Source organism: Candidatus Chlorobium masyuteum (genome assembly GCF_011601315.1).
GTDB classification, from domain to species: domain Bacteria; phylum Bacteroidota; class Chlorobiia; order Chlorobiales; family Chlorobiaceae; genus Chlorobium; species Chlorobium masyuteum.
This window is the reverse complement of record NZ_JAAORA010000003.1, coordinates 98,226-110,697: the sequence shown is the minus strand read 5'-3', so window position 1 is coordinate 110,697 and position 12,472 is coordinate 98,226. Positions and strand designations below refer to the sequence as shown.

At 52.0% G+C, this 12,472-nt stretch carries 11 protein-coding genes and 1 riboswitch; all 11 genes read right to left on the bottom strand.

Annotation, left to right across the window (positions count from 1 at the left end; translation table 11 throughout):
• Positions 1–9: 9 nt before the first annotated feature.
• Positions 10–810 (bottom strand): cobamide remodeling phosphodiesterase CbiR, encoded by an 801-nt coding sequence (gene cbiR / locus G9409_RS07230; RefSeq protein WP_166808133.1) that lies wholly within the window; start codon positions 808–810, stop codon positions 10–12.
• Positions 807–2,078, bottom strand: coding sequence for an ABC transporter ATP-binding protein (locus G9409_RS07225; RefSeq protein ID WP_166808132.1), 1,272 nt, complete (start codon positions 2,076–2,078; stop codon positions 807–809). The genes cbiR and G9409_RS07225 overlap by 4 nt, the downstream gene beginning before the upstream one ends.
• 13 nt (positions 2,079–2,091) lie before the next feature.
• Positions 2,092–3,132, bottom strand: coding sequence for a FecCD family ABC transporter permease (locus G9409_RS07220; protein WP_166808131.1), 1,041 nt, complete (start codon positions 3,130–3,132; stop codon positions 2,092–2,094).
• Between the two features lie 4 nt (positions 3,133–3,136).
• Positions 3,137–3,664, bottom strand: coding sequence for a cob(I)yrinic acid a,c-diamide adenosyltransferase (cobO, locus tag G9409_RS07215; RefSeq protein WP_235923262.1), 528 nt, complete (start codon positions 3,662–3,664; stop codon positions 3,137–3,139).
• Positions 3,661–4,644, bottom strand: coding sequence for an adenosylcobinamide-phosphate synthase CbiB (gene cbiB, locus G9409_RS07210; protein WP_166808129.1), 984 nt, complete (start codon positions 4,642–4,644; stop codon positions 3,661–3,663). The genes cobO and cbiB overlap by 4 nt, the downstream gene beginning before the upstream one ends.
• A gap of 1 nt (position 4,645) precedes the next feature.
• The gene (cobD, locus tag G9409_RS07205) at positions 4,646–5,728 is read right to left on the bottom strand and encodes a threonine-phosphate decarboxylase CobD (protein ID WP_166808128.1); all 1,083 of its coding nucleotides are present in this window, start codon (positions 5,726–5,728) and stop codon (positions 4,646–4,648) included.
• Complete coding sequence (locus G9409_RS07200) at positions 5,725–7,239, bottom strand: cobyric acid synthase (protein WP_166808127.1); 1,515 nt, start codon at positions 7,237–7,239, stop codon at positions 5,725–5,727. Before G9409_RS07200 ends, cobD begins: the two co-directional genes overlap by 4 nt.
• Complete coding sequence (gene bluB, locus G9409_RS07195; protein WP_208019681.1) at positions 7,233–7,877, bottom strand: 5,6-dimethylbenzimidazole synthase; 645 nt, start codon at positions 7,875–7,877, stop codon at positions 7,233–7,235. The genes G9409_RS07200 and bluB overlap by 7 nt, the downstream gene beginning before the upstream one ends.
• 196 nt (positions 7,878–8,073) lie before the next feature.
• Entirely contained in the window at positions 8,074–10,014 is a 1,941-nt protein-coding gene (locus tag G9409_RS07190) for a TonB-dependent receptor plug domain-containing protein (RefSeq protein WP_166808126.1), read from the bottom strand.
• A 252-nt stretch (positions 10,015–10,266) separates the two neighbouring features.
• A riboswitch (cobalamin riboswitch) is annotated at positions 10,267–10,506 on the bottom strand.
• 134 nt (positions 10,507–10,640) lie between these two features.
• Entirely contained in the window at positions 10,641–11,105 is a 465-nt protein-coding gene (locus G9409_RS07185; protein WP_166808125.1) for an SRPBCC family protein, read from the bottom strand.
• Between the two features lie 289 nt (positions 11,106–11,394).
• Positions 11,395–12,387 (bottom strand): aliphatic sulfonate ABC transporter substrate-binding protein, encoded by a 993-nt coding sequence (locus G9409_RS07180; protein ID WP_235923261.1) that lies wholly within the window; start codon positions 12,385–12,387, stop codon positions 11,395–11,397.
• Positions 12,388–12,472 lie beyond the last annotated feature (85 nt).

Here is a 12,472-nt window from a genome sequence, read left to right as displayed (position 1 = left end):
ATGGATCAGTCAGGAGAGAAAGCGCTCCATGACCGCACAGGATGAGTCAAAATCACTCTCTGAAAAGATCTCCATGGTGAAGACCCGTCCGGGATCAGGATATCGGTAAAGGTGCGACATCACCAGATCAAGAGCTTCCGGTTTCATGCATGCAAGCGAGTTGTGATCCTTCCCGTCAAGAGTGCCGTGCATGTGCAGCACTTTTGCTCTGGAGAGATAGCGTTCGAGGTACGCACCGGTCGGAAAGCCGTAAAACTCAAGATGGCCGACATCCAGCGTAACAGAGAGCGCGAACTCTTCGATCACCGGCCAGACCAGCTCAAAGGGGTAGTTGAGGTTTTCTGCACAGAATGTCGACGCCGGTTCCCCGCACCCGTCAAGAAGCATCCGGAGCGATTCGCGAAGGCCTTCGGTAAAATCCCTCTTTTGACTCGCTGAAAAACCGTTGATATCCTCACCAGGCCCGGATTCAAAGTGCAGAACAAAAGCCGATTTCGGCAGCGTACGGGTCAGCTCGATAATACGAAGGCACTTGCCGACCGATTGCTTTCGTACTGCTCTGTCGGGACTACCGAGATAGCTGTCGAGCGGAAGATGAACCGAGTAGGTAAGCGCGGACTCCCCGGCGAGCTCTGCAAGCCTCTGCATGTCTTCAGGAGATGGAAGGTTGCTGAACTCATCGGATTCAAAGAGAACCAGTTCGATATCGTCCACCCTCTCCCTGAGGTATTCAACATTGGGAATGATATCAGCCGGGATGATATAGGAACTTGTTCCGAAACGGAAGGGAAATCGCTGTTTACAACTCATGGGTTGAAGGTGTGGTGTTGCTGGAGCATGCTCATCAGCTCCGGAATAGTTTGCCAGTTGACAGCACCTGCGCTCAACATACTTTTCGATAGAGCAAGTGCCGCTTTACCTTCGGTATAGTCACGCCCGGCAATGTCCGCAGCAAGAAGAACAGTTTTGCCGCTTTTGAGCGCACCTTCGGCAAGCCGGAGGTTGACAAGATTACCTGAACCGAAGGGAACACTGCTCAGAATTACATAATCGGCCGCATCAATCATTGTTGATGCCTCATTGATAGCATCGCTGCCAACAGGAGAGAAGGGCTGTTCAAGCACCGCCCTTATGTTGAGCGCCCTTGCCGCTTCAGCATCGGAGTCGAGGCGGTTGAGTACGCCGGTAGTCACCTCGTACCCTTCAATAAGAAGCCTGCGGTAGAGTTCAAGTCCGCTCCCTCCTCCGGCAATGACATGAACCGTTTTGCCAAGTTTTCGACGTCGTCGCAGCGTATCCTGCGCACCCGATACCTGGAGATATCCGGTATAGGGATCCTGCAGTACACGCAATTCGCAGTTATAGACCCGGCTGAGCAGTTCCGCCTGGAGCACCTCCGCCGGTGTCCCTGCTTTTACCAGAGCACCCTTGTCCATAAGCAGAAAACGGTCCGAAATTCCGGCCGAGAGCGTCAGATCATGGCTGACGAGCAGGATGGTCATCCGTTTTTGACGGTTGAGGTTCATGAGAATCTGGAGCACCTCCTGACGGTGGTTGATATCAAGATGGGCGATGGATTCGTCAAGCATGATGATTTTGGGCTCCTGGGCAAGCACCATGGCAAGGGCAACGCGCTGCTGTTCCCCTCCGCTCAGCTCGGTAAAAAACCGGTCACGAAGTTCCGAAACATCGGTATAGATCATGGATCGCTCAACGATGTCGTGGTCGAGCGGAGAGGGTGAGCCCCATGGCCCGATGGAACTGATTCTTCCGTTCATGACAATCTGGCTCACCGTAAACGCCATGGGTGAGTCGATTTTCTGGGGCACAACGCCAAGAAGCGAAGCCCGCACGGCAGGCTTGAGGTGCCGGACATCCTGACCGAAGAGCGTCACACTGCCCGACAACGGTTTGAGCAGCGCGGCAGCAGTTTTCAGGAGTGTACTCTTGCCGCAACCGTTCGGGCCGATAAGGGAGACAAACTCCCCCTCCGCGATGGCAAATGAGACCCCGTCGAGTACCACTCTCTCCTTGTATCCGGCCGATACATTATCAAATGTCAGTGCGTTTTCACTCATACAAGGGCACCCATTAAGCTATCCATGCCTGCTTCATCCTCCGTTGCAGAATAATCAGAAAGAAAGGCCCCCCCGCAAGAGCGGTCACGACCCCCACAGGAATCTCTACCGGAGCCATAAGGGTTCTGGCGACCGCATCGCAGAGCACCAGAAAGGTTCCCCCTCCGAGAGCGGAAAGGGGCACGAGCCGGCGGTTGTCCGGCCCGAAAAGCGCACGCATGACATGGGGTACAATAAGACCTACGAAGCCGATCATGCCGGAGAGCGAGACCGCTGTGGCGGCAAGCAGTGTCGCACAAAGGAGACCCGAAACAATGATAAGATCTGCATGTACTCCCTGATAGTGGGCCATCTCCCTCCCGAGTGCAAGGGCGTTGAGCCGGGGGGAGAGGAGCCATATTCCGAAAAGGGCCGAAACGATAAGACCGAGAGAGAGGAGCTGCTGGCCGGTGGAGACGGGCTGCAGGCTGCCGAGCATCCACCAGATGACGTTATGCAACCCCTCTACGCTTGCCGTAGAGACCATGAACATGATAATGCTTGAGCAGATCGAACTGACAATAACACCGCTGAGAATAAGAGAGTAAACCGAGGGTTGACCGCTTGACCCCTGCCGGGCAATGCCGTAGACAACCATCAAGGTCAGAACTGCTGAAACAAAGGCGACAACCGGAAGGCTTAATGAGAGAATAACACTCGAACCCGCAAGGATGCTTATGGTTGCGCCGAGCCCTGCGCCGCCGCTGACCCCGAGAACATAAGGTTCGGCAAGAGGGTTGCGCAAGAGAGCCTGAAAAACCACGCCGGAAGCCGAGAGCGCGGCTCCCGTCATCATCCCCATCAACAGTCGACTGTACCGCAGTGAGAGAATTGCGCCTCCTGCCGGAGAGTTCATATCGGGCAGCCCTATACCGGATGGCCCGAAGAGCAGTGACAGCGCGAGAAGCAGTGGAATTGCCAGAAGAAACAGCACAATGCGGAGCCGCGCTTTTTGAGGCTGATTGCTGGTAAAGCTGTTGTCCCGACAGACCCTGGGAGTGCTGCTCTGCTTCATGGCTTCAGTTTTCTACGCCTGCAGAGGCGGCAATACCCTGCTGGAAAGCATGTTTGAGGAGGGTCATCTCCGTAACGGTATCAGCGGCGGCAACAAGCGACGCCGGAGCATTGCGTCCGGTAAGCACAACAATTTTCCCCTCCCTTACACTCCTGAGCGCTTCAAGCAGCGGTTCAATGTCAAAGAGCTGCTCGCCAAGGGCATAACAGACCTCGTCAAGCAGGACTAAGTCATAATCGGGTGAAGCAAGCGCTGCGAGGGCAGCATCAAGCCCTTCACGGGCGGCACGACGATGACTCTCCATTTCAGCGCTTTCGCGATCCCTCGGCAGAAACCCGAGACCGAACTGCTCCCACTCCACCTCCTGAAACCGGCTGAAAAATTTCTGCTCACCAACCGAGCTGTCAGATTTCACAAACTGTATCACCCTTGCCCGCATACCATGACCCAGTGCCCTTGCGAGCATCCCGAATGCCGCTGTGCTTTTGCCCTTGCCATTACCGGTAAAGAGAAGGATTCTTGTTCGTTTCATTGTATCCATATTTCGATTGGTGTTGTGTGGGTCAACAATATCCTGATTCCGATCCCGCACAAAAGAAAGATAATCGCGGTTGTGCGCATCAGGGTTATGCTTTGGCGGATTGTCCGGGGGGTGCACTCCCCCGTTTTAACTCCGAGAATCGGCGCATGGTGCAGCTCTCCACCGTAAGACCTTGGACCTCCGAACTGAACACCAAGCGCTCCGGCAAAGGCTGCTTCAGGATAACCGGCGTTCGGACTTGCGTGCAGTTTAGCGCTTTTCCGGACAGCAGGAAAGATATCAAAAACCCTGAGTTTATTGAAAGCTGCCCCGAACATGATGAAGAGTACCGTTACTCTTGCCGGAAGCCAGTTGGCAAGGTCATCGAGCTTTGCCGATGCCCATCCGAACGCAAGATAGCGCTCGTTTTTATAGCCGAAAGTGGAGTCGAGGGTGTTGACTGCCTTGTAGGCGATTGCCCCGACCGGGCCGAGGAGCAGCGCATAGAAGAGCGGCGCGGTCACGCCGTCAACACTGTTCTCCGCCACACTCTCCGTAGCTGCAAGAGCAATCCCGCCTGCGTTCATCTCCTGCGTATCGCGTCCGACTATACAGGATACCTTTCGGCGTGCTTCGTTAATATCACCGGCTATAAGCGCCCGCTCTACCGCGGCGGCATGATCGCCAAGATCGCGAACGGCAAATGAGGTGTAGAGCAGGTAGATGCTCATGGCAGCTCCACCGAGAGGATGCAGTTTTACAGCACAAGTGATCAGGAGCCAAGCTGTTCCGGCAGAGGCTCCGACAACAGCAATTACGGTTGTTATACCGGTAACCCGTAACGGGAGGGGTGAGCGACGCATCAGGGATTCAAGGCGGAGCGCAAACCAGCCTATCCCCCTCACCGGATGCGGCATCCATCGCGGGTCACCCAGTGAGAGGTCAAGCAGGAATGCTGAAGCTACAAGGGCTTCCGGAAGTGCGTCAGTCAACTCAGTTCTCCCTGTTTAATCCGGCGGCACCCCGTACAGCTGCCAGAAGACGGTTATTCTCTTCCGGCAACATAATGGCAAAACGGAAATAGTTAACCTCAAGCCCGGCAAAATTCCGGCAGTCCCTGACATGAATCCCGACCGAGCGAAGATACTCCAGCAGTTCGTCCAGCGAAACACCTCTCTGCCACTGGGCAAGAAAGAAGTTGGCCCTGCCGCCATAGAGATGCAGCCCTTCGATTTCAGAGAGAGCGGCAGCAACTCTTGTTCTCTCCCTGAAAATCAGCTCACGAAGCTCCCGGTCAAATCCGTTGCACTCCAAAAGTTTTACTGCGACCGATTCAGCAGCTGAATTGACCGTCCAGGGCTCCTTGTAGTCGAGCAGATGGCAAATGATTTCCGGATGTGCAACAACCGCCCCAAGCCTCAAACCGGGCAGGGCATAGAATTTTGTGAGCGAGTGAATGACAATAACATTTTTCAGTGCATGCACCTTCCCCATGAGGGAGTTATCCGGAAAGGCAGCAGTAAACTGGATAAATGCCTCATCGACAATAAACCATTTATCAGGAAAACGGCTTGCAAGGGCCATTATAATTTCCGGGGGGAGTTTGGTTCCGGTTGGATTATTGGGATTTGCCGCAAAAAAAGCATCGGCCTCTGCAAGCGCAGCGGCAAGTTCTTCAATGCCCGGCAAACGAAATCGGTTCTCTCTCTCCAGATGAATATAGCTGATCTCGGCACCGGCAACTCTTCCTGCCCGCTCATAGTCATAAAAAGAGGGCGAGAGCAGGAGAAGACGACGGATGCAAAGTGCACGCGGAACGAGGTAGATCCCTTCAATGGCACCGTTCAGCGGAAGGACCGAAGCCGGGTTAAGTTCGAATTTATCCGCATAAAAACGCCGTACACCGCGACCATCAATTGAGGGGTAGTGTCGGGGCTGCATATCATCAAACGAAAGTTCTCCGATTGGCGGAACGAGCGGACTGATATTGACACTGAAGTCAAGCACCTCGCGACCCTCGGCTCTCTCTTTGCCTGCCCGTGCACCACCGTGCTCGTGATGAAAGAGTGTTTTCATGGTTGTGACCGATCAATAATGCTGAAAACCTTGTCAAGATCAAGATGCAGGGTGAAGTGTCCGGCAAGACGCTCATAACTCTCCACACTCACATCACTCTCCTGCCCTTGCGGCTGGCAGGAGGGCTGAGAGCGGAGAAGAAACCACTCCTTTACCCCTCTTTCACTGAAAATACCATGAAAATAGGTTCCAAACACCTTTCCATCACAACTTACTGCCCCGTCAAGATCATTTTCCGGATTATTGTTCCGCTCCGAGAGCCGGATAAACGGTCTGCATGCACCCGAAACGGTGCTTCTTCCCATATGGATTTCGTATCCTGAAGCCGGGATATTGCCGTCGACAATGGTTCCTTTTGCGTTTGCAAGGCATTTATCCTTCTCAAGCACGGTTTCAACATCAAGATAGCCGAGAGCCCGTGCCGTTCCGGGAGTGCCTTCAACACCATGAGGGTCGGCAATCGAGTTTCCAAGCATCTGGTAGCCGCCGCAGATACCCATGATGACTCCCCCCTCCTCCCTGAATTTCCGGATTTCACTCTCCCATCCCAGAGAGAGGAGCCAGCCAAGATCGCCACGCACATTTTTCGAACCGGGAAGAATGAGCGCCTTGTACCCCTTCAGGGATCTCGGGTAGTGGAGGTAGTGCAGCTCAACCCTCGAATCATGCTCCAGCGGCGACAGATCGGTAAAATTGGAGATGTGCGGAAAATAGATTGCGGCAACGCCGATCTTATCAGGGGAAGGAGCTCCCGCCGGATCAACTTTGGAGGAGAGGGGTACGGCATCTTCGGCATCAATGCTGAACCCCCTGAAGTAAGGAATAACACCGAGAACCGGAACGCCGGTCATAGCTTCAAGCATGGCAACGCCATCGCGGAAGAGGGAGATATCTCCCCGAAAGCGGTTAATGATAACCCCTTTTACCAGAGCCCGGTCTTCTGGCGGAATAATGGCGAGTGTTCCGGCAACCTGCGCAAAGACGCCTCCCCTGTCAATATCGGCAACAAGAATGACCGATGCTTTTGCCCTTCGTGCAGTTTTGAAATTAACAAAATCCCTTTCGTAGAGATTCATCTCCGCACAGGATCCGGCTCCTTCGATCACGACCAGCTCATGCTTCATCATCAACCGCTCAAGACTCTCAAATGCAGCTTCAGACCACCGTTTGGTGTCGCCGAAATACTCTCTGGCCGTCCGGTCGGTGCACACCTTCCCCTGAAGCACAACCTGGGCCCCGGTATCGGAGTTGGGTTTCAGCAGTACCGGATTCATATCGGCGGAGGGGGCAACACGTGCGGCTTCAGCCTGGGCTATCTGGGCGCGTCCGATTTCGAAGCCGTCATGGGTAACGCCGGAGTTATTCGACATGTTCTGCGCCTTGAACGGGGCGACATCAATACCGGCATTGCTGAATATCCGGCAGAGGGCGGTTGCTACAATGCTTTTGCCGACATCTGAAGCTGTGCCAAAAATTGCAAGGGCACTTGATTTGTTTTCAGCTTTTACCATGTTTCGTAATGAACCAGTGAGTCAAGCTCCATTCTCGGCAGCCAGCCAGCCTGCTCAAGTTCCGGTGTTTCATGAAAAAAGCTTACATAGCCGACACAGAGCCAGGCAACCGGGACAATATGCTCCGGAATACCGAGTACTTCACGGATATGGTCGTTATGTATGATACTGACCCAGCCGACACCGAGGTTTTCCGCCCTTGCCGCAAGCCAGAGGTTCTGCACGGCACAGACCGAGCTGTAGAGATCCATCTCCGGGTTTGCTGTGCGGCCGATCACCACCTCCCCGCTGCGCGTTCGGTCGCAGGTGATGCAGATGCCAAGAGGGGATTCCATAATCCCCTCCAGCTTGAACGAGCGATACTGCTCCTGCTTCTCTTCGCTGAACATTGCCGCAGCTTCGGCGTGAGCAACCTCAAAACCATCCCTGACTTTGCGGCGAACAGCACGATCCTTGACAACAATAAAATCCCAGGGCTGCATAAATCCGACACTCGGCGCATGGTGAGCCGCGTCAAGAAGCCGCGAGATTACCTCTTCCGGTACAGGGTTTGCAAGAAACTGCCCCCGCACGTCCCTCCGGTTGTAGATGACCTTGTAGAGTGCCTCCCTTTCCTGTTCGCTAATGGTCATATTCATAACTATACATTGGTTATTGATTTAATCCTGTTTTTCCCTGCATTAGCGCATTAGAGCTCCTCTATAAATCGTCGTGAGCGGTTTGAGTGCGAGGCGGACGGAGCGCAGAAACCGGAATGTACAAGGAGTACTTGAGGATTTCGAGCACCGACCAACGAAGCAATCGGATCGCGTAACAGATTTATAGAGGTGCTCATTAAAAGGCAATCTTGACTCCTGCATAGGCCGACCTTCCCGGAGTTGCGTAACCCCAGGCCTCTTCGTACCAGGTATTGAATACATTGTCGATGCGTCCGTATAATTCGACCTTTTCGGACAGATTGTATGATCCGTTCAGGTTCAGGAGGAAATAGTCCGGAAGCTTGCCGACAGCTGTTCCGCTGCTATCCTTTGCTGATGCAACCTCTTTTCGTTCATCGACCCACTGCATGCCGGCACCAAATGCGGCTGATTTGCCGATGCGGTATCTGCCGGAGATGCCAACCTTGTTTTCAGGACGACGCACCAGCTGTACACCCAGAGGGTCTTCGGTTTTGTTATGGGTATAATTCATGGCGAGCTGAAGGGCCTGAAGCGGCTGCCATTCAATAAAACTCTCAATGCCCCGTGATTTGGATGTTCCGGCAACCTGGGCATATTTCCATGTTACCATATCAAAATCAATTCTGTCGTCATAGACCGATCGGAACCAGGTAATCCCGGCCCGGAGGTTATCACGAAAGCGATGTTCGACTCCGGCATCAATGCCGGTGCTTGTTTCAGGTTTGAGGGTTTCCGAGCCGTAATCCGAATAGAGCTGATAGAGCGAGGGGGCAAGAAAACCGGTACCGTAACTTGCCTTCAGAACGGTTTCGCCGATTCTGTATGACGGCGCTACCCTTGCCGTAACCTTACTGCCGAAAATCTCATTATCCTCATACCGGACTCCCGCTACCAGTTTCAGATTATCAACACTCCATTGATCCTGCAGCCAGATATTTCCCGAAAGTACCGACCTGTCGATCAGGGGTGCTCCCCAGACAAAGTCATGATAGTTCATACTCTCATTTTTGCCGGATAAACCAATTGTCAGCATATTGGCGTCAGTAACCTGCATATCGCCCTGCCAGCCGATCTCCTGCATCTTGCCGGTGAAGGTGTTTGTTTTTACGCCGTCGTTATCGAAATCGGTTCTCTCCTCATTGGTGAACTGCACGAATAGCGTGTTTCCGATTACCTTGCCGCAATTTTTATAGGCAACCCTTCCGACATACTGACGGCTGTCATTATGCTGCTCCTTCAGACCGGCGGGATTTGCTACATAGGATGGCCACACATAGGTAAACCGGTCACCGGTATAGCCGTTGGCCGACTCATCATACCGTACCGAAGCGTCAGTATAGCGAAAGGTGGTTTCAAGAACCGATGAGGCTGCCAGCTCATAGGAGTAGGATCCGGAGAGTGTCGTGTTTTCATAGCCGTCATGTTCACTGGTATTGCCGCTGTGCGGAATACGCGGATTGCGGTCGTCGGCAAAGGAAAATCCGTCTGACTTCAGTCGGGCAAGTGAGAGCGCATATGCCGATTTACCGGTTTTTCCGCTCACGCCCCCGTTGATTTTATACGTCCCGTATGCTCCCCCTTCGATACCGGCATAGGATTTCATGGGGCCATCGCCTTTTTTGGTCAGGATATTGATAACTCCGGCAGTGGCATTGCTTCCGTAGAGCACACTGAGCGAGCCTCGGACAACCTCAATCTTTTCAACATTGTCGAGTGTAAGGTTGGAGAGGCTTGCCGTACGGTTTGTCGTAGCCGGATCGTTGACCGGAACTCCGTCAATCAGTACAAGCGTGTTTTTGGCATCACCCCCGCGAATAAAGAGCGATGTCATGGAGCCTGGTCCACCGTTAGCGGAAACATCAATACCCGCTACACCTTTGAGCAGATCTTCTACCGTGTGCTTTCCGGAAGCCCGGATCTCAGCCGAAGTAATGACCGTTACCGATGCACCTCCGGCGTTACTGATTGAGTTGATGGTTTTTGTGGCCGTAACAACCGTCTCCTCACCGGTAAAGTGTTTTGGCTGTTCATCAGCAAGCAGACCTTTGCTGCTCAAAAGAGCGGCCATCACCACGAGAAATACTTTTTTGTTCATTGAAGGTGTAAACCTGTTTTCAGTTTTATAGAAGTAAACTGACAGGGGTCTTTCAAAGGCGGCATGTAACCGAAATCGACACTGTCTGCTCAAGATTTCCGCAACAGGTTTTTTGACTTCAAGAGAGTGACAACCGTTCAATGATGCTTAACGGTTCGGGAATATCAAAAAATGCTGTGCAAAAAGATCAAGCGGTGAGCAATGCAAAAGAAGTACAGCTTTGCCCCGACTATAACCCGTAGTCCGATCTTGTAATGCAAATAATAACTGGCAGGTCTCCTGACTATCACGGTCTCAATCTGCTCCGGCCTTCCCGCCGTTCCCCCTGGAGGAGAACATGCAGTGACCTGAAACTGCCACAAAGAGCGTGAGCATGTGGCCATGCCTCGCTTGTTGCGGTTACCGTTGTACAGTTGCGGGTACAGTTTACGATTTTCACGTAATTCCCTATTCTCCGGCTTTTAAGCCGGCACCAGCTACGACGAAAGAACAGTTGTAATGCCACATAGATAAGAAATTCCCGACAAAGAAACAAACTTCATCAATCCGGAATATTCGGTTTCATGTATCATTTACGCAATATCACAGCGTAATTGTGCGGCATCATCGGTAATGTTTTACGCTGCTTATAATCGTCCTAAAATCTCCTCAATCCGCTCTCTTCTGTACCTGAACACCTCCTCAAGTCGCCGGGAAACAATCAGCGTGTTGACGAACTCACCAAACAATCCCATCGGCAGGGCGTACTCAAGAGAGTCCACCATCTCAACACCGCCGGGAACCTCTCTGAAAGCGTGACGATGATGCCAGTACTCATATGGGCCGGAATTCTGGACATCTTCAAAAAAATAGGGTTTCGATACCATGGTGATCTCTGTTTCCCACTGGACGGGAATCATCATGAAGGGATAGAGGGTGTAGGTAATGATCATGCCCTCATATATGCGATTTTCACCCGTTCCGCTGGTTATGGTGACCATCATTTCAGGAGGAGTGATTTTTGACAGATTAGCTGGATTGGAGAAAAAAGCCCAGGCCTCCTCAATGGAGACCGGAATGCGCTGGAGGTATGTAAGGGAATTGATTCCCATGATGATTTTAAACGGATGATTTCATCTATACCAGTAATAACGCTTCAGATAATCAAATAGTAGCAGCACAAATTATAAGGAGAGATTGTCCTGACATATTTACTTTACAAGCATAAGAGGTGTTGGCTCCAGCTCCATGAGTGAGTTGCTCCGGTACCAGGGTCGCCCATCGGGTTCTGTAGAATAAAAAAAGCTGCCTCATTTTGCCTGAGAGGCAGCTTTTCGCAAGAATTTTTATGCACCTACTCTTTTCCGGTTGCGCCTTAACCGCACTCTTTCAGCATCGGTGTTATTTGCCCGGAAGAAAAGCGGGATCAACCAGATCGTCAATCACCTTGTTGGCTACACTGCTGTCACTGACCATCTTCTCCTTCACCAGAACGGGTACGGCTTCCCTCAGATGGATGATGTCTTCCATTGCCGGAACCGGACGGGAAAGATCAACCTTGCTGAGGGTCACCTTCGCAATCGGCAGGGAGATTCCGGATTCATCAGAGTAGATCACCGCCAGATCATCAGGATGGGTTACCGCCCACTTGCGTACTCTTTCATATATTCTGATGACCCGTGAGACCACGTCCGGGTATCTGACTGCAAATGGCTCTGTTATGGTCAAAAAACCATTACTGTTGAATGCCTCGTTACGGTAGATCACACGACTTCCGCTCTCCAGTTGACTTGAAATGCCGTAAGGATCAATGCCGGCCCATGCATCAACTTTATTTGTTTCAAGTGCAATACGCCCCTGCTTATGATTCAGGGGAAGAATTATTACATCACTTTTCTGTAAACCAACCTCATGCAACGCCCGGAGCAGAAAAAAATAGGGTTCAGTAACAGGCGTTGCTGCAATCTTTTTACCCTTTAGGCCACGGACCGATTTAATGGGAGAATCACGATTAACTACCAGTGAAATCCAGTCAGGATGCGAAAAGATATAGACCGCCTTGATCGGACTTCCTTTTGCTTTTGAGATCAGACTGGGCAGCGCTGACGTGGAGGCAAAATCTACACTGCCGTTTGTCAGAAAATCAAGCCCCTGATTACTCCCTTCGCTGAATATCCACCGGACAGCAACATGGTCTGCTTCAAACTCCTTTTCCAGCCAACCGAATTTTTTCAGGACGTAACTGAGCGGATTGTAATCGGCATAATCAATCCTCAATTCCGAGGGCATCGGTGCCGCCCGAAGTTCTGAAGGCATAAGCAACAGTGCCAACAAGCCTATGCATCTGATCATGGTGCGGAGTACGCTATGCTTTCTGATGGATAGAGTAGTCATCTTTCTGTTCCTCTGTTGACCTGCTTGATTGAAAAATCACTACACATAAATTGTTCAGGTGATTCATGACAACTCCCTTTTATGA